This window comes from Gottschalkia acidurici 9a (genome assembly GCF_000299355.1).
Lineage (GTDB): Bacteria > Bacillota > Clostridia > Tissierellales > Gottschalkiaceae > Gottschalkia > Gottschalkia acidurici.
The window spans coordinates 2265247-2287983 of record NC_018664.1 but is presented as its reverse complement, the minus strand read 5'-3'; the positions used below and the strand labels follow the sequence as shown (position 1 = coordinate 2287983).

Genomic DNA, 22737 nt, shown 5'->3' with positions numbered 1-22737 from the left:
AAAGTTACTACTTAGCTATTTTACTTTTGGCAAGATAAAAATGATACATAGTTTGACTAGTATTGGAGTGGTGAAAGTGATAGAGATTAGAAATTTAAGTAAAAGTTTTATAACTCCATATGACAAGATAGAAGTTTTAAAAGATATAAACCTTACAATAGGCAAAGGCGATATATTTGGAGTAATTGGATTTAGTGGTGCTGGAAAATCGACTTTAGTTAGATGCATAAATAGATTAGAAGAGCCTGATAGTGGAGGTATTATTATTGGAGGGAAAGATATAACATTAATGAATAAAGAGGAACTAAAAGAAACTAGAAAAAAGATAGGAATGATATTTCAACACTTTAATCTCTTTGACTCTAGAACAGTTTTTGAAAATATAGCCTTTCCCTTAGAGATTTCAGGATGTAATAAAAAGTTTATAAAAAATAGAGTTGATGAGATACTTGATCTTGTAGAGCTTGGAGACAAGAGAGACTCATATCCCATGCAATTAAGTGGAGGACAAAAACAAAGAGTAGGCATAGCAAGAGCACTTGCAAATAAGCCAGATGTGCTTTTAAGTGACGAGGCAACGTCTTCTCTAGATCCTCAAACAACGTCATCAATACTTGAACTTTTAAAAAACATTAATAAAAGTTTAAATCTAACTATAGTTCTTATAACACATGAACTAGATGTTTTAAGATATGCGGCAAACAATATGGCTGTTCTTGAACAGGGAAGAATAGTTGAAAAAGGAACAACAGATTCTATATTTCTAAATCCTAAAAGTGATACAGCTAAAAGGTTTATAAATATAATAAATAGTTTTCAAGGAAGACTGGCATACTCAGCAGGTGATGGAATATGAATACTGAAATATATGAAGTACTAACTAAAGGATTGGTTGATACTTTATATATGTTAGTAATAACAAGTATTATAGCAATCATAATAGGATTACCACTAGGAACAGCTCTTGTGGTTACTGAAAAAAATAATATATATCCATTACCTAAACTAAATAGCATATTATCTGGAATAATAAATTTTATAAGGTCACTACCTCAAGTAATACTTATCATTATATTATTACCAGTTGCGAGGCTTATAATAGGAACAACTATAGGAGCTAATGCTGCTATAGTGTCGCTATCTATAGGATCAGCCCCTTTTATAGCTAGAATAATAGAAACTAGCTTGAAAGAAGTAGAATATGGAAAGATAGAAGCAGCGCTAGCAATGGGAGCAAGCCCTAGACAAATTATATTGAAAGTTCTTATACCTGAAGCATTATCATCACTCTTTAGAGGAGTTACTATTGGAATAATAGGGATTATTGGTCTTACAGCTATAGCTGGAAGTATAGGTGCTGGAGGACTAGGAAGTGTTGCTATAAGGTTCGGATATCATAGATATAGAACAGACATATTAGCAGGAACTGTTATACTTCTAGTAATACTAGTGTATCTGGTTCAATTTATAGGAGACTTTCTAGCTAAAAGAATAGATAAAAAAAGATATAAAATTAAATGAAAATTTAGCAGGAGGGATAAAAAAATGAATAAAAAGTCAAAGTTGTTATCTATACTTATGACATGTACATTAATAATAGGAGGACTTTTTGGATGTTCGAAAAGTACAACAACAGAGTCAGATAATGTAGGTTCAAATGCAAACTCAGATTCAAAAAAAGAAATAACTATTAAAGTAGCTGCCGATTTAGTTCCTCATGCAGAAATACTAGAGTTTGTTAAACCAAAGCTAAAAGAGGATGGAATAAATCTTGAAATAGTTACATTTGACGATTCAAATCAGCTAAACCCGGCGCTTGATGAAAAGCAAATAGATGCCAATTATTTTCAACACGTTCCATATCTAGAATCTGTATCGAAAGAAAAAGGATATAAATTTGTTGTTGCAGGGAATATACATGTTGAACCAATAGGACTTTACTCTAATAAGATAAAAAATATAGACGAGATTAAAGAGGGATCTAAAATAGCCATTACTAATGATCCATCTAATGAATATAGAGCATTAGTATTACTGGAGTCAAAAGGGCTAATAAAATTAAGAAAAGATATAGAAGACTATAATGCTACTCCAAAAGATATAGTAGAAAATCCTAAGAAATTAGAGTTTGTTGAAGTAGACTCAGGTCAATTAGTCAGAGTACTACCGGATGTAGATGGTGCAATAATAAATACAAATAGAATTTTAGAAGCAAAAATAGATCCCGAGACAGCCTTATTTAGAGAAGACGGAAACTCACCATATGGCAATGTTGTAGTAGTAAGAGAAGGCGATGAGAATAGAGAGGAAATAAAAACTTTGATAAAGCACTTAACAACTCAAGATGTTAAGGAATTTATTCAAGAAAAATATAGAGTTGCAGTGGTAGCATCATTTTAGTTACAAGACTATTTTAAAATATATAGAGTAAATAGAAAGACTACTTGAAAAATTTATTACAAGTAGTCTTTCTATTTGTGTTATATCTGGTATAATACAAATTAATGCTATTATAAAGTGGAATTAAGTTGAAAATATTTCAAGAAAGGCATGAAATATATGAGTCAATTAAAAAAGAGTCTTAACAAGGTAGGACAACCTAGAGGTTCAATAATATATACTGGATTTAATACTTCTGAAGAAATGAGTATCGAATTAATAAAATATAATCAAGAACAGTCAAAACAAATAAAAATAAGTTCAATAGATGACTTGAGTCTATATAATAACAATGATCTTAAATGGATAAGTATATGTGGTTTGAACAATGTTGAAACTATTAAAAGAATAGGAGAAAAATTAAATATTAGTTCACGAGTATTAGAGGATGTGTTGAATGTAGGTGGGAGACCCAAAGTAGAATTTTATGATGACTATTTGATTTTAATATTAAAAGTGTTTTTTTACGATAAGAGTGAAATGAAGGTTAAACAAGAACAAGTGTCATTTATTTTATTTGATAATATATTAGTGAGCTTTCAGGAATTTGATAATAATGTGTTTGACGCTGTCAAGTATATGGTAGAAGAAAATAAAGGTTTAATAAGAAAAAAAGGAGTAGATTATTTATTATATTGCTTAGTAGATACAGTAGTAGATGAATATTTTACATTGCTAGGAAGCATAGAAGAAAAGATAGAAAATATAGAAGATAGCATAGTAAATAGCTCTAAGAAAGAACAGTTACAGGAAATATATAAGATAAGAAAAGATATGCTTATATTAAAAACATCCATATGGCCCCTAGAAAACATAATATATAGTATGATCAAAGAAGAATCTAGTATAAAAGATGGTACAAAAGACTATTTTAAATATATAAGTGATCATCTAATTCAAATAATGGAGTTCATAGGGATTTATAGAGAAATGATTCTAGGAATGTTTGATATATACTTGTCTAATACTAGTAATAGAATGAATCAAATAATGACTACATTGACCGTATTTTCGACTATATTTATTCCACTAACATTTCTAACAGGCATTTATGGAATGAACTTTAGATATATGCCAGAGCTAAACTTTAAATGGTCGTATCCAATATTTTGGCTTATATGTTTAGCAAATATATTGTTTCTATACAAATATTTTAAAAATAGAAATTGGATCTAAAAAGATATATAATTGTAATATAAGTTCAATAATTAATGTGCTATTATTGAACTTATGGATAATATACTACTTTTACGTAATGGAGGATATATAATGAGGAAAAAGAAAATAATGGGATTACTTTTAGCTATCATTATTTCTAGTAGTTCTATGACAGCTTGTGCAGATGAATATGGGGATACTTATATAAAAAATGGATCCATAGTTGAAAGTGAAAATTTCACATCTGATGATGATTTCACAAAGATAAAGCCTTTAGACGAGAATTATAACATGATATATGACTATGGAAAAGGATTTGCAATGAAATACCCTAATAACATGAATGTAGACACAAAACTTTCAGAAGTGAAGACTACTATGTCTAACAAAGATATGACTATAGAAGTTTTCTATGATAGTTTTTATAATACTCCAGCAACATCACAAGCATATATAAACTACAGCAATGGATTTATGAAAAACACAAAAGATCATAAAAAAGAATATGAATCTCATCTAAAAATTAGAGGTAGGAAAGTTCATGTTTTAAAATGGAGTAGAGATAAACTAGATAGAGTAGAAAATGACAAGAACTACTATGTATGTGTTGAGATTGAAAAAAATGATAAAGAAGTATATACAATATTTATGAAATCATCAACTCCGTTTCCAAACTATGAGAGCTATATGGATATTATAAATAGTTTTAATTTAATTGAGAAGAAGGCAACTCCAAAAATTAATACTACTTTTAAGCAAAATAATAGAAAGTTTAACAAAGAAACTGAAGACTTTTACAATAAATATTTCTTACAAAGCGATAAACTAAAATGGGGAATATTTGAATATACAACAAAGTCTAATATGGACTTTTTAAATCAACTTGAAAATAGAATAGATTATGAGTTAGACTTTTTAGTTAGATATCAAAGTCTCTCAAATACTGCAGATGTTCCACTCGAAGAACTCAAAATGGCGTACTCTGAGAATAAATTCGTAGAGTTGACACTGCAAACTATATATAACGATGATAGAGATAATTCATCTGTACAATATGATATATTAAAAGGAAAATATGATGATTATTTAAATAAGTATGCAAGAGATATAAAGTCTTTTGGTCATCCTGTACTATTTAGATTTAATAATGAGATGAATGGAGACTGGTGTTTATATTCAAGTTATCATTTCTCTAAAGATACAGAAATTTTTAAGGAAACATGGAAGTATGTATATAGCATATTTGAGAAGAATGGAGTGGATAATGCACTTTGGGTATGGAATCCTCATGACGGATCTTTTCCAAACTTCAATTGGAATCATTATCTAAACTACTATCCAGGAGATGAGTATGTGGATATAGTAGGACTTACAGGATATAACGCTGGAACTTATTATCCAGGTGAAACATGGAGAGGATTTAAAGAAATCTATGATCCTCTATATGATGAATATGTTGGACTATTCGAACAACCACTTATGATAACAGAATTTGGTTCAAACTCTGTAGGTGGCGATAAGATAGCATGGATAAATGAAATGTTTGATACTATGAAAAAATATGATAGAATAAAAGTCGCTATATGGTGGAATGGAATAGACTGGGATCCAGATAAAAACCCGGCAAGAATATATAGACTAGATCAATCAGAAGCTATGTTAGATACTTTTAAAAACAGACTAAAGGAATATAAATAAAAATATGACTTAATGAGTCAATAGATATGCATAAGAAAAACCTCTATAAGATATTACATCTTACAGAGGTTTTTCTTATATAGATACAATACACACTAAATAAATAAACTAAGACATCAACTTAAGTTGATAGTACATAGTTAACAGTATAGGATCATGGATTCGAAGCACAACAATTAGTTTAAATTAGTAAAACTTAATTGAGTGATCCTGTTAATGAACTTAAACTCTCTCAATTATTGATGGATATAAGTATCACTATAGGATCAATTGAAGTTGAATGATATTTACTTGATAAAAATACAGTAGCAAAACTTTCAGTTAGAAACTCTGAAAGAAGATGAATATCATAATTAAAAATTGGTGATAAATTATTTTAATAAGAAGGATATATTACTATCAATGACAAATAAATATAATTTACCATATATAATTCTATTATTACAAATCCATTATATATTCAAAAAATAAGGTCAAAAGTAATTTTCTAATGATATAATAAACATGTTGATGAAAATTAATAAATTACTTAGGGGGAATGAGAGTGAAGAAACTAAAGAAGATAATGGCAGGCGCCATAATAGTACAAACTATAGGTATGTGTAGTATATCATTTGCTGGTAACTATAAAGTGGAACCAGGAGATTCTTTTTGGAAGATAAGTCAGAAACTTAATATAGAGTTAGATCAATTAATGCAAGCTAATAATGCAGGAGAAAGTACTATAATATATCCAGGTCAGAGCATACAACTTCCGGACAATAATTCAAATTTTAAAAGTGATACAAGCAGTCAGGAAGTAAAAGGAGAATCTACTGAAGGTAATGTTTATAGCTATATAGTAAAAAAAGGTGATAGTCTTTTAGGAATAAGTAATAGTGAAGGAATTTCTTTAAATAATTTATTAGCACTAAATAATTTAAATGAAAACTCTATGGTAAATCCAGGGTACGAATTAAAAATAGATAAGACATATAATAGTAGTGACGACAAATATGGTGAAGCTTTAGATTGGTTTAAAGAAGCGCAATACATAGTTCCAAGAGGTGCTGAATTTAAAGTAACAGATTTTTATACTGGAAGAAGTTTTATGCTTTATAGATCAGTTGGTACTAATCATGCTGATGTAGAGGCATTAACAGCTCAGGATACAGCTATAATAAAAGAGATATGGGGCGGAAACTTTTCATGGGAGAGAAGACCTGTAATAGTAGAGATTAACGGAAGAAGAATAGCAGCAAGTCTTGCACCAATGCCTCATGCAGGTGATGATAATGTACCTGGTGGACAAGAGACAAGCTGGAGAAGCGGAGATTATGGACAAGGAGTAAACTTAGACTATATTAAAGGAAATGACATGCACGGTGTAATAGATTTACACTTTTTAAATAGTCTTGGGCACGGAAATCCTGTACTAAATCCAGATCATCAAAGATGTGTAAAAATAGCAGCAGGAATAAATTAAGGAGATGAATGAGCTTTGATATATATGTGCGATGAAGCTATAGACAAGCTTATAAAGGAAGATACACCATATATAGACTTAACAACTCTAGTGTTAGATATAAACAATGAAAAAGGAAAAATAACCTTTATATCAAGAGAGGATGGAGTATTAGCTTGCTCTGAAGAAGTAGTAAGAATATTTGATAAGCTGAATATTACCACAAAACAATTTTTACCTACAGGCTCAATTATTCAAAAAGGAGAGCCACTAATAGTTGGTGAAGGTAACGTAGGGAATCTTCACATGGCATGGAAAGTATGTTTAAATATTTTAGAATATTGCTGTGGGATGGCTACAAGAACTAAGCGACTTGTAGATAAAGCTCAGAAAGAAAATGAAAAAATATCAATAGTTACTACAAGAAAGATATTTCCAGGAACTAAAGAGCTTGCAATAAAGTCAATACTAGCAGGAGGGGCATACCCACATAGATTAGGGTTATCTGAAACAATACTTATATTTGAACAGCATTTAAACTTTTATGGTGGTATAGACAATGTAGTAAAGAATATGATTGATATAAAAAGAAAAGCTTGTGAGAAGAAGGTCATAGTAGAAGTAGAGACTTTAGAAGATGCCATAAAGCTAGCTAGAGTAGGTGTAGATGGACTGCAGTTTGACAAGCTTAGTCCAACTGAACTTAAAGAATGTGTAAAAGAAGTGAGAAGTATAAATGAAAGTATAACTTTAGTAGGAGCAGGTGGAATAAATGAAAGCAATGTAGCAGAATATGCTAGTACAGGAATAGATGCAGTAGCTACAACTTGTTTATACTTTGGCAAACCATTAGATATGACAGCTAAAATAGATAGAGTGTAAAGTAACCAAAATTATAAAGAACGAATATAATACAGATAGAAAGTTGCCTTTAGGGGGAGTTTATATGCAGCTACTATCTGTATTTTTATTTTCACTTTCTGCAAATATAGACGGTCTAACTGTAGGATTAGCATATGGAATAAAGGACATAGAAATAAGTTATAAAAGTAATATTCTAATAGCTATAATAACTAGTATAGGAACTTTTGTTTCAATGACTATAGGATTATTTGCAAGAAAATTTATACCTATTGAAATATTAAGTATTATAGGATGTATAATTCTTATTTTAATAGGATTATCAATTATAATAAGTTCACTAAAGAATAAAGAAGAAAGAACTAAAGATATCAAAAATGAAGATATTACTTATACAGAAATACTAAAGAAACCTCAAAAAGCTGATAAAGATAACTCTGGATATATAGATACAAGAGAAGCCTTTACATTAGGTCTTGCATTATCACTTAATAATTTTGGATTAGGTGTGGGAGCTAGCGCAACAGGAATAAATATATATTTAACTACAATATTTACATTTATATTAAGTATATTGTGCATAATAATAGGTGTTAAGATTGGTAGAAAATATCTATCTAAATCTCTTAGGAAATATGCAGATCTAATTTCTGGAATCGTTATTATATTTTTAGGACTATATGAACTATTTATATAAGCTTCTTATATGTTTGAAAATATAGCAAACTTATGTAATAATAAAAGTACAGTAACATCAAAAATATTGTTAGCAAAACTAGTGTCTAATAGACACTAGTTTTTTGATAAATTTTAAATAATTTATTTGGGTGGTGATTATATGGATATAGATAGGAGTAGTGATTATGGATAATTGATTGTCATATGGGAGGTATAGAAATGGAAGAAATACTAGAGCTAATAAATGAGAACAAATTAACAAAAGCTAGGGAAAAATTGATGGAACAAAATCCAGCAGATATAGCATTTTTTTTAGAGGAGTTAGATTCTGAAAAGCTCTTGATTGCATTTAGAATTTTACCTAAGGATCTTGCTGTAGATATATTCTCGCATATATCTAGAGATCAACAAAGACATATAGGAGAGTCTATAACAGATAAAGAACTTTCTAATATAATAGACGAGCTATACTTAGATGATACAGTAGACTTTTTAGAGGAACTTCCAGCGAATATAGTAAAAAAGATATTGCAAAATACTGAAAAGCAGAGAAGAGATCTTATAAATCAATTTCTAAATTATCCTGAAAATTCAGCAGGAAGCATTATGACTATTGAATATGTGGACTTAAAGAAAGAAATGACTATAAAAAAAGCATTAGACCACATTAGAAAAACGGGAATAGATAAAGAGACTATAGATACTTGTTATGTCATAAGCGGACAGAGAAAATTAGAAGGTGTTATATCTATAAGAAAGCTTATACTAAGTAATGAGGAAGATAAAGTTGAAGATGTTATGTACACAAACTTAATATATGGATATACGACAGATGATCAAGAAGAAATAGCAGATATGTTTAAAAAATATGACTTTACAACTATGCCGGTTGTGGATAAGGAAAATAGATTAGTAGGAATCATAACTATTGATGATATTGTTGACATTATAGAACAGGAGAACACAGAAGATTTTCACAAGATGGCGGCTATGCAACCATCCGATGAGAACTACTTAAGATCAAGTGCATTAACACTTGCCAAACATAGAATTCCATGGTTACTTATACTTATGATATCTGCAACTTTCACAGGGCGAATATTGAGAAAATTTGAAGTTACACTTCAGTCCATGATAATATTAAACTCCTTTATCCCAATGCTTATGGATACAGGTGGAAATTCAGGATCTCAATCATCTACACTAATAATAAGAAGTCTTGCATTAGGTGAAGTAAGTATTAAGGACATAACTAAGGTTATGATAAAAGAGTTTAAGGTAAGTATAATAGTCGGAATAATACTAGCAGCTACTAATTTTTTAAGAATATATTATATAGAAAGTATAGATTTATATGTAGCGTTGACTGTCAGCATGACATTAATTTTTGTAGTAGTAATTTCAAAAATCGTTGGTGGTGCTCTTCCCATGTTAGCAAAAGCACTCAAACTTGATCCTGCAATAATGGCAGGGCCATTAATAACTACTATAGTAGACGCTTGTGCTCTTATAGCATATTTTAAGATAGCACAACTAATGCTAGGAATATGAAAACAAAAAGGGATGTTAATGTATACATCCCTTTTTGTTTTTGATAAACTATAATAGGCAAACATAAGACTTAAAAAGTAGTTGAAAAGTGTTTAAAATGGTATAATAACTACTACATTAACTAAAATGATAGGAGGAGAAAAGTATGAGTATACTTGTATTCGGACATAAAAATCCCGATACAGATTCAGTTTCATCTGCAATAGCTTTTTCATATTTAAATAACAAGCTAGGACAAAATACTGAGGCTACTGTATTAGGAAATATAAGTAAAGAAACAAAGTATGTATTAGATTACTTTAAAATAGAAGAACCTAGATTAATAAATAATGTTAAAATTCAGTTAGAAGACTTAGAACTTGAAAAAGTAGAAGGTGTGAAAGAAGATACTTCTATACTATCTGCATTCAAATTAATGGAAGATGGTCAAATAAAAGTTCTACCTATACTAGATTCAAAGCAGCATTTAAAAGGTGTAGTGACTATGAAGGATATAGCTATGGCACTTATAAAAAGTGATGGCTATAAATTAAGCACTACTTTAAATAGCATAGCAAATGATTTAAAAGGAAATATATTAGTAAAAGCTCAAGAAAACATAGAGGGAAATATAAAAATAGCTTCCCTTTACCATGAAACACTTCAAGGCATATTAACTAGTGATGATATTATTATTACTGGAGATAGATATGATGTATTTGAAGAAGCTATAAAACTAAAAGTAAAACTTATTATAGTTACAGGAGGAGTAGAAGTTCCTGAAGAGTACTTAAAGAGCGCAAAAGAAAATGGTGTAAGTGTAATATCAGTAGGAATAGATACATTTACTTCAGCAAAACTTATTAATCAATGTAATAACATATCTTCTATTATGAACACAAACATAATTAAATTTTCAACACATGAGTATTTAGAAGATGTGAAAGAAAAAATAGAACAAACTAATATTAGAAGCTTCCCAGTAATTGATTGTGATAATGTATTCTTAGGATTTGTAAGTAGAAGTCATATCATAAGTCCTCAAAGAAAGAAAGTTATGCTAGTAGATCATAATGAATACGAACAAAGTGCAGAAGGGTTAAAAGAAGCCGAAATAATAGAAGTTGTAGATCATCATAAAATAGGTAATATATCTACATCTATGCCTATAAGCTTCAGAAATATGCCTGTAGGAAGCACATGTACTATAATATACACTATGTTTAAACAAGCAAACATAGAAATACCACATGGAATAGCGGGAGTACTTATATCTGGGATAATATCAGATACACTACTATTTAAATCTCCAACTACTACAGATATAGATAAAGACGCAGTTGAGAATTTAAATAAAATACTAAAATTAGATTTAGAAAAGTACGCTATGGATATGTTTAAGTCTGGAACTTCTTTAGAAGGATATTCTATAGAAGAGATATTCTATAGGGACTTTAAACAGTTTGAAATAGAAGGACAAAAAATAGGAGTAGGCCAAGTATTTACACTAGATATAGATGATGTATTTAATCGTAAAGATAAGTTTTTAGAATTTATAGATAAAACACATGAAGAAAGTGGATACTATATTACTCTTTTAGTTATTACAGATATATTAAAAGAAGGATCATATATACTATATAAATCTTCTAAGACTAACTTAATACAAAAAGCTTTTAATGCGGATGAAGAGCAAGGAGTTTTTATACCAGGACTAGTTTCAAGAAAGAAACAAGTAGTACCAAATATAACTGAAGCTTTGAATCATTAATTATGAGATTTTTCTGTTCATGGAGTGGTGGCAAGGACTCTTGCTTAGCTTTATATGAGTCAATTGTCAAAGGAAATACACCAGATACTCTTTTTACTGTTTTTGTAGGAAATGGAGAACGTTCAAGAGCACATGGGCTTAAGCAAAATATAATAGAAGCTCAGGCTAAATCTTTAAATATACCCTTAGAAATAGGTACGGCTGATTGGGGAGAATATGAAAGTGTTCTCATAGAATTTTTAAAGAAAATGAAACGAAACGGAGTAGAAGGTGGTGTATTTGGGGACATAGATCTCCAAGGACATAAGGATTGGATTGATAAAGTTTGTGAAATTGCAGATATAACTCCTATGTTACCACTTTGGCAAAGAGATAGAGTAGAGTTAGTCAATGAATTTATAGATCTTGGATTTGAGACAATGATAGTATCAACGAAATCTTCAGTTATGGGCAAAGAATATCTAGGACAAATATTAGATAAAAAACTAGTGAACAAATTGCAAGAAAGAGGGATAGATCCTTCTGGAGAAGGCGGAGAATTTCATACACTAGTTATTGATGGACCTATATTTAAGGAAAGAATAGAACTTAACATAGGAGAAATATCAGAAAAAGAAAAATATTATTATCTAGATGTATCTTTAAAATAACTAATATAAGAATATAAATAAAAAGTACTCTCTTTAATCTTAAAGAGAGTACTTTTTATTTATATCTCAAACTTTTCAACTTCTGAAAGTAATTTTTCCATACTGTTTTTAGTTGATACAGTTCCACTTAAAATATCTTCTACTTCAGTAGCAACATTAGATATTGCTTCACTTATACTAGAAATATTAAGAGCTTCTTCATTTGAAGCTTCAGTTATTTCATTCATAGATAAAGAAACATTTCCTATAGATTCTTTCAAAATGTTGACTGTATCTTCAAAATCTTTCGTAATATAAGTTATGTAAGAAAGATCCTTACTATAATTTTCACTAGTATTAACTAGCATATCATAATCACTAATAACTTTTTCCTCTATAAAATTAAGTATCTTATAAGAGCTTTGAGTGAATCCGTTCACTATTGATACTACAATTTCTACTACATCTTTAATTTCATTGGCAGCAATTTTAGAATCTTCAGAAAGCTTTCTTATTTCGTCTGCAACTACTGCAAATCCACGCCCAATTTCTCCAGCTCTTGCAGACTCTATAGCAGCATTTAGTGCTAATAGTTCTGTTTGTTCTGTGATTTCTAATATAGTATCTGAAAGAACTTTTATTTTTTCAATACCATTAGAATCTTCAATAGCTTTGCTTATTTCTATATTTACAGAAGAATAAACTTCCACAGCACTTTTCCTAGATGCTTCGGCATCATGCTTTAACTCTATAGCCCTTGAATCTATATCATTTATAGAATTATTGGCTTCAATTATTTTGTTATGAATTTGTTCTATGTTGTTTTGAACATCGCCAGTCGTTACATTTATTTCTTCTGAAGAGGCAGCAGTTTGTTCTACTGTAGCTGATAATTCCTGAACATTTGCAGTTATTTCCTCAGTTTCATTATTTAAAATTTCTACATTTTGCTCTACATCTTGTATAAGATTAGATACATTTTTTGATTCATTATAAACTGATCTTAATATATCTCTTACACTGTTACTCATAACACAAAGAGAATTTAGCATAACGCTAACTTCATTATTACTATTAACTATTTTAATATCATGACTAAAATCACCTTCTGACATTTTACCTAAAATTCTTACAACATAATTAATTGGAGACACTATGCTTTTTATAATTAAACGTGAGACTATAAATGTAAGAATAGTAGTACTTATAAATATAATAGCCATAAATATAAGTGCGAAATGCTTGCTTTTTTCACTTTGTCTGTACATTTCCTTTGAAAGATTTACATTATGGTCGGAAAGACTTCTAACATCATCCTGAAATCTTTCAAGCTTTTCGGTATTAGACTTATAGAATTCATGAGCACCATGTATATCTCCAGCTTGAGCCATTTCTATAGTTTTATTACTTGTATCTTCAAAAAATACTAATCCTTCTATGATGTTTTGTAGCATATTTTTTTCTTCAGGAGTATCACTGAGTTTTTCTAATTCTTTTATTAAGCCATTAATATTATTTTTTCTAGTATCAATTTCATTAAACACCTGGTCACTTTGTCCACCACTAAGTAAAAAGTCAAAGACATCTGCCTTATATGCTCTAGTTTGATTTCTTAAGTCTATAAGCTTTTCTACACTGTTCAATTGATCAAGATACATTTTTTCTAAACCTTTGTATGAGTCCTGTACGTAATGATAACCAAAAAATACTATAACGGTATAAGCTAGTAAAAAAGCTGACGAAAGTAATACTAACTTTGTCCTTATCTTTAAGTTTAAAAATGTAGTCAAATATATTCCCTCCTATACAAACTATATTAACCAAATGTTTATCGACAAAACAATACAATATATTAATAAATCTATTCAAATAAATTAAATTGACTAGACAAATGCAAGAATATATGATTAATCTTATAATAGTGGAAAATTACTTTATATTTACTTAAATACATATTTTTGAAGGTAGGAGATATAGCAATGTTTAAAAATAAAATATTAATAATAGAAGATGAAGAGTCTATTTGCGACATACTTTCATATTCGCTAAGAAAAGAAGGTTATTTTGTAAAATGTGTTTTTAATGGAAGAGATGGACTAAAACTTATAGAAAATTTTAGTCCTAATCTAGTAATATTAGACCTTATGTTACCAGATATGAGCGGTTTCGATATATGTAGAAAAATAACTGTTAACTATAAAATACCTATATTTATGCTTACAGCAAGAAATGATATAGTAGATAAAGTTTTAGGTCTAGAGTTAGGGGCTGATGATTATATAACCAAGCCGTTTGATATAAGAGAAGTCATAGCTAGGATTAAAGTTATATTAAGAAGAATAGAGAGTTTAAAAGATTATAATGATAGTGAAACTATGTATATAAGCTCATATATTAAAATTGATAGAATGAGTAGAACTATTTATAAAGATGGAGAGGAGGTAAAGCTAAAGCCTAAAGAATATGACCTACTATCGTTTTTTTGCGAGAATAAGGGAAGGGTATTTGAAAGAGAAGAATTACTAGACAGTATATGGGATATAGATTTTGAAGGAGATATAAGAACTGTAGATGTACATATTCAAAGACTTAGAAAAAAATTAGATAAAGAGAATTCAACATCCATTATAGAGACAGTATATGGAGTAGGGTATAAAATGAACTAGTATATATACTGCAAAATAAAAATTTAAAATATAAAGTTGCGATTTATATTGCTAGAGATAAACATAAGTTATTATATAATAAATAATTATTGTTTATATAAAAATGGGAGAGAAGAAATGAAAATATCAATAAAATATAAATTCTTACTGGGTTTCTTTGTAATTTTTTCTATATCACTAATATGTTTTAATACCTTTATGAAAAATGTTATAAGTAAGAATAATGAAAATACATTGGAAGAAGATATGTCAGAAATCTATAAAAGTTCAATAAAGTATCTAAATCAATATTTAATAATAAATGAGATAAATATAGATAAAAGTAATTTAAATAATGAAAGCTATAATATATCAAGAGAACTGGTGGAAAATTACAACGCTGATGTCTATATACATAACTTAAAAGGAGAATTAATTAGTAAGAGTATATCAGCAAGTTATGAATCTGAAAAAATTAGCCGTAATTTACTTGATAAAGTAGGTAAAGTTGAAAAAGAAGATTTGAATTGGATACTTAAAAATAGAAGTACGTTAAGAATAAATAACATAAACAATAAACTTATAGGAAGTTTATCATATCCGCTATACTCAGGCGAAGAAAAGGTTGGAATAATTACATTAATTAAAGACTATACAAATTTGGTTACTTCAAGCCAAGAAATATTAGATATATTTACTTATTCCACCATTATTATATTTATAGTTATATTCATATTTTCATATATACTATCTTTAAATATTACAAGACCTATTATAAAACTTACAAAGGGACTTAAGGAGGTAGGTAAAGGTAACTACAATACAGATATAAATATAACTAACAAGGATGAGGTAGGGCAACTTTCTAAAAGTTTTAACAATATGAAAAATCAAATAAAAGATCAAATAAGAACTATAGAGGAAGAAAAAGATAAAGTTTTAAAATTACAAGAAACAAGAACAGAATTTTTCAACAATGTTACACACGAGTTAAAAACGCCTCTTACCACCATATCTGGTTATGCTCAGATAATGAATGAGGAAGGTTTTGAAGATATGAACTTTGTAAAAAGAGCATCAAAGAAAATAGAAGAAGAAAGTGAACGACTTCATAATATGGTAATTGATTTGATTGAAATATCTAAAAAGGATACTTTGAATGAGAAGTTAAAATTTGAAAAAGTACAGTTGGAAAATTTGGTAACTTCAATATGTGAGGATATGAGCTTTAAAGCTAATAAATACAACATGAAATTAATATATGGCTTAGAGGATAGCTATGTATTTGGAAATAAAAATAAATTAAAAGAAGTTTTCATAAATATCATAGATAATGCCGTAAAATATGGAACAACTAGCTCAGAAATAAAAGTAAAATCTTTTGAAAACGAAAAGCACTGTACTATTATCATTGAGAATAGTAGTGAGAACATACCTAAATCTAAAGTAGAAAAAATGTTTGACCCATTTTTTAGAATAACGAGTAATCATATTAACGAAAAAGGAAGCAGTGGTTTAGGACTTTTTATTTGTAAAAATATAATAGAAGAACATAATGGAATAATAAATTTAGAAAACAAAGAGAACAAAACTAAGGTTACTATAAAGATTCCTTTATGGCAACAATTTAGCAATAATTGATATAAATTTAGAAATAGTTCAACATTACAATGTACTTAAACATAATAATATGAGAAAAAATACAACAAATTAAGTCGATTTCCTGGGAAATATGCAAGGTGCTAATTTTATTACAAAGTAAAGAAAAACAATGAGAATTTCGAAACAATTAAAGGTTTCTATTAAATAAATTTGAAAATGAAGGTTAAAAATTAAATATAACTTTTGGAGAAAAAACATTGCACTTAAGCTAAACTAATGCATGTTTTTTTCTTTGAAAAACAAAACTCTTACATAAGAGCTAAGATTAAAAATTATCTATTTAGCAATATCTTGGCAATAATTGATGTGAAGATAGATATAATTGAGTGGTAAGGTTTTACTAAAGAATAGGAGGTAAGATATAAGTATGAGACTTAAAAAAACTATCATAAGGATAGGAATACCGATGGTGTGCATAGTTAGCATAACTACAGGATGTAACAGCGTAAGTGCTATAGATAAAAATATAGAGAAGAGTAAACTAATAGTTATGGAAGACAAGCCATTAGATGTCCTAATAGAACAAGATGAAGAGCTACAGCAAAAGCTTATAGAAAAGCTTAGAATAATTTTTGATATTGGAGAAGAATATAAATATACTAAATTTAAGGTATTTGAAGGTTATGATGTAGTCTTTAAAAAGAATGAAAAAGACTCAAAAGCTATTAGTGTGTTTTTAAACAAAGATATGATTATAACTAGATATGATAATACGTATATTGATCCGTATAGAAATCAAGATGTTTATGAGTTAAAAGCAAATATAAGTAAAAATGAACAAGAAAAATATATTAAAAATTTTGAGCAGTATATGGAAAAGATTAGTCCTGGAATATTAGACGAGGTTGAACTAGATAAAATAAATTTAGGAAATCAAAGCTATGTACGTCTAGATTATGTAAGAAAAGAAAATGGTGTACAATTTTTTAACGATACACTGTACGCTTCTTTAAATAGTAATACTGGAGAAATTACAAGTATTCAATTTAATTCGGCTACTAACAGCCTACTAGAAACAGCGGGGGTGGTAAATGATAATATGGTAATACCAGATAAAGAAAATATAATATCAAAGGATGAAGCAAAAAAGATATTTAAAGATAAAGTAGGTTTAGAATTGCTATATAAACTAGACTATAAAACTAAGGTGCCATATTTATTTTATTCTATAAAAAATCCATCTAGTTTAATCGATGCTAAAACCAAAAAAACTCTAGACTATTATTCTGAGGACGAAAGGATAAGTTTACGTATGGGTAAAAGTTATTATTACTATGAAGAACCTTTAACTCAAAAAGAAAAAGACAGTATGATAAGTGAAAAAGAGGCGGAAGAGATAGCTAGAGAGTATTTGGATATTGGTGAAAATTATAAAATAGAAAATAAAGATATGGATGTATACATACTGCGTAATAAATATGATACTGATGATTGGCTATGGGAGTTAAGATTTTGGGACAGAAATGGAGATACAGATGATGCATTAGACATTGTTGTAGTAAATGTTAACGCTAGAACTAAAGAAGTTAGATCTTTCAATAAAAGAAAGTATGAAGGCAAAAGAGAGGAAAAATATAATAAAAAAGATACATTAAAACTAGCTAAAGACTTTACAAAAAAGGCTCATCCAGAAAAGTTTGAAAAGACATCTTATATAGGAGATGAAGAGTTAAGTAATGGAATACATAGATTTAAAATTAGTAGAATAGAAAATGGCATACACTTTATAGAGAATGGATTTATTGTAGATGTAGACCCTCAAACAGGAGATATAGTAGGCTTTTTTTATGACTGGGATAATATAGATGAATTTTCAGATAAGCAGGATATCATAACAAAAGAAGAGGCATATGAAACTCTATTAAACAATTATGATTTTGATTTAAGATATACGATACTAGAAGATGATAAAGGTAAAAGAAATATAATTAAACTAGTATATGGGGTAGATTTTTATAAAGAAATTAGTCTAGATGCTAGAACAGGTGAGGTACTAGGTGAAAATGATGAGAAAATAATAAAAGTAAAATAATAATATAAGGAAATAAGAATGAATAGAAAAGATAAAACAATTGTAAGATAACTTTCTTGCTACATTAATTAATACAATTAGCTATTTTATTCTATCATTTATGCATTTAAATATTTAGATTATAAAATGGTCTAGAAAGGATTGGTATGGATAATGAAATTTAGAAAAAAGGTTGTTAAAACATTAGTACCAATGATCTGTATAATTAGTATAACAACAGGCTGTAACAGTGCAAGTGCGATAGATAAAAGTATAGAAAAGAGTAAATTAATAGTTATGAAGGACAAGCCATTAGATATGTTAATAGAGCAAGATGAAGAGTTACAACAACAGCTCATAGAGGAGATAAGATCAATATTTGGTATTGGTGAGGAGTATAGTAGCGCTAAATTCTACGTAAGTGAAGGGTCGAAAGAAAACTATTACTCTGTCACATTTAAGAAAAGTGAAAAAGACGATGCTTCTTTGGATATAAGTATTAATAAAGACAGGACAATAAGTAAGTACTATAATTCATATGTTATGAATCATATTGATAACGTAGAAGCAAACAAAGATGAAATAAAAAGTGAAGACGCAATTAAAAATTTTGAGAAATATATAGAAAGAGTTAGTCCTGGAATATTAAAAAAAATTGAAATTGATGAAATTAAAGAAATAAATCAAGACCATATAGATATAAGTTATATAAGAAAAGAAGATAATATACCTTTTTATGAAAACGGTATGTATGTTACATTAAACAGTTATACTGGAGATATTGGAATGATACAGATTGGTCCAACAATGAAAGACTTAATAGGTATGGTAAAATCATCAGATAAGGATATGGTTTTACCAAATAAGTCAAACATACTATCAGAAGATGAAGCAAAAAAAATATTCAAAGATAATGTAGATTTACAACTTTTATACGAACTAGACTATAAGACCCAAAATCCCTATTTATCTTACTCTATAAAAGATCCATCTAAATTGATAGACGCTAAAACTAAAGAAACCTTAGATTATTACACTAAAAATAAAAATAGAAATTTTTCCACAGGTAAAGCATATTTTTATAAAGAACCTTCAACTCAAAAAGAAAAATATAGTATGATAAGTGAAAAAGAGGCAGAAAAAATAGCTAGAGATTTTGTAAATATTGATAAAAATTATAGAATATATGGTGCGTATTTGTTGTACCAAGAACATAATGCTAGTAATCATGTGTTGGAATTACGGTTTAGAAACGTAGAAAATAAAAATGATTATGTATTAGATCATATTGATGTAAGAATTGATTTAAAAACTAAAGAGGTTAAATCCTTTAACAAAAGAAAGTATGAAACAAAAAGAGAAGAAAAGTATCAAAAAAAAGATATGTTAAAAATAGCTTCAGACTTTATAAAAAAAGTTCATCCAAATAAGTTTGAAAAGATATCTTATATAGAGGAGTTTGACAGAGTATTAGACAATGGTATTCATGAATTTGCCTTTGGTAGAAAAGAAAATGACGTATACTTTGCAGAAAATGGATTTAACATACGTGTAGATCCTGAGACGGGAGATATAGAGACATTCGTTTACGATTGGGATGATATAGGACAATTCCCAGATAAGCAGAATGTTATAACAAAAGAAGAAGCATATGAAGCTTTATTAAACAATTATGATTTCGATCTAAGATACATATTACGAGAAAATGATAAAGATAAGCAAGATGTAGTTAAATTAGTATATTGTATAGATTTTGATAAAAAAATTAGTATAAATGCAATAACAAATGAAATAATAAATGAAAAATAAATAGATAAACTCTGAGAACTTAAAACTTAATATATATACATTGAGAAGTCATGTACTAATTAATCCTAGGTGCATGACTTTTCGTTGTAAATAAACTTATGAAATAAGAAGAGTTATTAATGAAAGAGCAGATACTACTTGAACTAGTGCTATAAGTATGGCATAAACAGAAATTTTAAATCCTTGCTTTATGAGAGACTTTAAGTTAACTCTCATACCTATACCAGCTAGAGCTATTATTTCAAAACTATTGCTTATAGATTTAAATGCTCTAGATATTTCGCTAGGAATAATACCTACTGTAAATAGAAAACACATTATAAAAAAGCCAACAACATACCAAGGAACTTTTATATTTGACAATTTAGATTTATTTTTTATATTTTTTTTGTCCAGGCCATCATTATTCAACATGCTAAAAGATAAAACAACAAAAACTAAAAATATTATTCTAACTATCTTAAAGATAGTAGATAAATCCTTTACATCTAAACTGACCATGCTCCCACTAGCAACAACTTGTCCAACTGACTGAAGAACTCCACCTATAAGAGCAGATGTTTTAACTGTATCATATGAAAAAGTAAATTTAGCTATTAAAGGAAGTAACAGCATTAAAACAGTACCAGTTACGTTTACTATAGTTATGCTTATGCTTTTATCCTCATCACTAGCTCCTATGGCTGGAGCAGTTGCCCCTATAGCTGACGATCCACATACAGCGTTACCACTTGCCATTAAAAAACGAAACTTTTTAGAAAAGCCTAACTTTTTACCTATAAAAATAGCTCCGAGTATAGTTATAGTCATTTGGATAACTATAAAAGTTACTCCAGTATTACCTATTTGCATAATAGTTTTCGCACTTAAAGTTCCTCCAAGTAGGACTATAGAATAAGACAAAAGATTAGATTCAGCAAATGTGCTTCCTTTTTCAAATAACTTATTATTTAATAAAGTATTTTTTAATAAAATACCAAGAAAAATAGCAATAGATGCACCACCAATGCTTGGAATATATGACCCTAGAAATTGTCCTAAGTAAGCTATTAAGATACAAACTATAAGACCAGGGAGTATTTTAATGTATTTCATATAAGACACCTGCCTTTATTATTTATGACAATAAGATTTAAGAAAATATAGATAGAAATAAAAGTTTAGCTATTTAAGGAATACAAGAGATACTAAAGTTATTTGCATAATAAAGTATAATAATTATATAATCATAAGTAAAATATATATATTTAATAATAATCATTTAGAATACTAATGATTAGTGTAAGAAGGAGTAGATATCTAATGATAGAAGAGTTAAAAACATTTATATGTGTCGTTGAATGCAATAACTTCACAAAAGCAGGGGAGAAAATCGGTCTTTCACAACCAAGCGTGAGTCTTCATATAAAAAATCTTGAGCAATACTTTGAAACAACTCTTATACAAAGGTCTGTTAAGCAAAAAAAGATATTCATAACAAAACAAGGAAAACTATTGTATGAGAAAGCTAAAAAGATTATAAATATTCTAGAAGAAACTAAAGAGGAATTAAGTGGATATGAAAGCAAAATGAAAGGGGTACTGCATATAGGTTGTAGTTTTACATTAGGAGAGTATTTTATTCCATCGTTTTTAGGTGTATTTAGGGAAAAATATAAAGATATAGAGTTGTACATTACTATAGAAAATACATCTCATATATGTGAGAAAGTAGAAAATTATGAATTGGATTTAGGATTAATAGAAGGAACAGTTAATAAAAATAAATTTACATATGAAAGTATATATGAAGATAATATAGTCTTAGCAGTAGGTAAAAATAATCCTATTTTAAAAAATAAAATTTCAAAGGAATATATTGAGAATCAAGTATGGATAGGAAGAGAAAAAGGTTCTGGAAGTAGAGAACAGCTAGATCTTTTTTTATTGAAAAATAAAATAAGTCCGAAAAGCATAATAGTGCTTGGAAGTAACTATGCTATAAAAGAAACAGTAAAAAATAATTTAGGAATTACCTTTATATCATCACTAGTAGTAGAAGAAGAATTGAAATATGACAATATACGTTTAATACCTATGGATGACAAGTATACAAGAGATTTTTCATATATTTATCCTAAAGGTAGTAAAACGTCTACGATCGCCAGAGTGTTTATAGATATGCTCAAGGAATATTCAAAAAACTACTTTTAGATATATTGTTATTATGATAAAATAACATCGTAACATTTGGATATTTAAATATACAAAAATAAAAAGGTTATAAAATGATAAAAAGGGTATAAGATAAGTAAGAAAATAAACTCAAAATTAAGGAGTGATGAAAATGAAGTTTAATATTACAGATGAAGCAAAAGAAAAACTTCATGAAGAACTGTCAGGACAAAATGTAAGGTTTTATG

At 28.3% G+C, this 22737-nt stretch carries 18 protein-coding genes; 16 read left to right on the top strand and 2 right to left on the bottom strand.

Annotated elements, in window-relative coordinates; all coding sequences use genetic code 11:
• The first annotated feature begins 76 nt into the window (after positions 1-76).
• From CURI_RS10785 to CURI_RS10735, 11 genes are all read left to right on the top strand, one after another.
• Positions 77-856 carry a methionine ABC transporter ATP-binding protein gene (locus CURI_RS10785; RefSeq protein ID WP_041701791.1) on the top strand — a complete coding sequence of 260 codons (780 nt, stop codon included), beginning with the start codon at positions 77-79 and terminating at the stop codon, positions 854-856.
• Positions 853-1521, top strand: a complete 669-nt coding sequence (locus CURI_RS10780; protein WP_014968295.1) for a methionine ABC transporter permease — start codon at positions 853-855, stop codon at positions 1519-1521. The genes CURI_RS10785 and CURI_RS10780 overlap by 4 nt, the downstream gene beginning before the upstream one ends.
• 24 nt (positions 1522-1545) lie before the next feature.
• Positions 1546-2400 carry a MetQ/NlpA family ABC transporter substrate-binding protein gene (locus tag CURI_RS10775; protein ID WP_014968294.1) on the top strand — a complete coding sequence of 285 codons (855 nt, stop codon included), beginning with the start codon at positions 1546-1548 and terminating at the stop codon, positions 2398-2400.
• A 159-nt stretch (positions 2401-2559) separates the two neighbouring features.
• Positions 2560-3615: a magnesium/cobalt transporter CorA gene (corA, locus tag CURI_RS10770; RefSeq protein WP_041702104.1), complete on the top strand. Its 1056-nt coding sequence runs from the start codon at positions 2560-2562 to the stop codon at positions 3613-3615.
• A 93-nt stretch (positions 3616-3708) separates the two neighbouring features.
• Positions 3709-5295 (top strand): glycoside hydrolase family 26 protein, encoded by a 1587-nt coding sequence (locus CURI_RS10765; protein WP_014968292.1) that lies wholly within the window; start codon positions 3709-3711, stop codon positions 5293-5295.
• A gap of 544 nt (positions 5296-5839) precedes the next feature.
• On the top strand, positions 5840-6760 hold the full coding sequence (locus tag CURI_RS10760; protein WP_041701790.1) for a muramidase family protein: 921 nt from the start codon (positions 5840-5842) through the stop codon (positions 6758-6760).
• A gap of 24 nt (positions 6761-6784) precedes the next feature.
• Positions 6785-7621, top strand: a complete 837-nt coding sequence (gene modD / locus CURI_RS10755; RefSeq protein ID WP_014968290.1) for a ModD protein — start codon at positions 6785-6787, stop codon at positions 7619-7621.
• Positions 7611-8297, top strand: coding sequence for a sporulation membrane protein YtaF (ytaF, locus tag CURI_RS10750; protein ID WP_338028508.1), 687 nt, complete (start codon positions 7611-7613; stop codon positions 8295-8297). The genes modD and ytaF overlap by 11 nt, the downstream gene beginning before the upstream one ends.
• A gap of 200 nt (positions 8298-8497) precedes the next feature.
• Positions 8498-9829, top strand: a complete 1332-nt coding sequence (gene mgtE, locus CURI_RS10745) for a magnesium transporter (RefSeq protein WP_014968288.1) — start codon at positions 8498-8500, stop codon at positions 9827-9829.
• Positions 9830-9974: 145 nt separating this feature from the next.
• On the top strand, positions 9975-11579 hold the full coding sequence (locus CURI_RS10740) for a putative manganese-dependent inorganic diphosphatase (protein WP_014968287.1): 1605 nt from the start codon (positions 9975-9977) through the stop codon (positions 11577-11579).
• 2 nt (positions 11580-11581) lie between these two features.
• Entirely contained in the window at positions 11582-12229 is a 648-nt protein-coding gene (locus CURI_RS10735; protein ID WP_014968286.1) for a Dph6-related ATP pyrophosphatase, read from the top strand.
• 59 nt (positions 12230-12288) lie between these two features.
• Here CURI_RS10735 and CURI_RS10730 read toward each other — a convergent pair whose 3' ends face one another.
• Positions 12289-13998, bottom strand: coding sequence for a methyl-accepting chemotaxis protein (locus tag CURI_RS10730; RefSeq protein WP_014968285.1), 1710 nt, complete (start codon positions 13996-13998; stop codon positions 12289-12291).
• A gap of 189 nt (positions 13999-14187) precedes the next feature.
• Here CURI_RS10730 and CURI_RS10725 point away from each other — a divergent pair, with 189 nt between their 5' ends.
• The 4 genes from CURI_RS10725 (at position 14188) to CURI_RS10710 (ending at position 20335) form a co-directional block, all read left to right on the top strand.
• The gene (locus CURI_RS10725) at positions 14188-14874 is read left to right on the top strand and encodes a response regulator transcription factor (protein WP_041701788.1); all 687 of its coding nucleotides are present in this window, start codon (positions 14188-14190) and stop codon (positions 14872-14874) included.
• Positions 14875-14991: 117 nt separating this feature from the next.
• The gene (locus CURI_RS10720; RefSeq protein ID WP_014968283.1) at positions 14992-16494 is read left to right on the top strand and encodes a HAMP domain-containing sensor histidine kinase; all 1503 of its coding nucleotides are present in this window, start codon (positions 14992-14994) and stop codon (positions 16492-16494) included.
• Between the two features lie 388 nt (positions 16495-16882).
• Positions 16883-18547, top strand: coding sequence for a YcdB/YcdC domain-containing protein (locus CURI_RS10715; protein ID WP_014968282.1), 1665 nt, complete (start codon positions 16883-16885; stop codon positions 18545-18547).
• 153 nt (positions 18548-18700) lie between these two features.
• Positions 18701-20335, top strand: a complete 1635-nt coding sequence (locus CURI_RS10710) for a YcdB/YcdC domain-containing protein (protein WP_014968281.1) — start codon at positions 18701-18703, stop codon at positions 20333-20335.
• A gap of 96 nt (positions 20336-20431) precedes the next feature.
• Here the strand turns inward: CURI_RS10710 and CURI_RS10705 are convergent, their stop codons facing one another.
• Complete coding sequence (locus tag CURI_RS10705) at positions 20432-21430, bottom strand: YeiH family protein (RefSeq protein WP_014968280.1); 999 nt, start codon at positions 21428-21430, stop codon at positions 20432-20434.
• Between the two features lie 207 nt (positions 21431-21637).
• Here CURI_RS10705 and CURI_RS10700 point away from each other — a divergent pair, with 207 nt between their 5' ends.
• Positions 21638-22528 (top strand): LysR family transcriptional regulator, encoded by an 891-nt coding sequence (locus CURI_RS10700; protein WP_014968279.1) that lies wholly within the window; start codon positions 21638-21640, stop codon positions 22526-22528.
• Positions 22529-22737 lie beyond the last annotated feature (209 nt).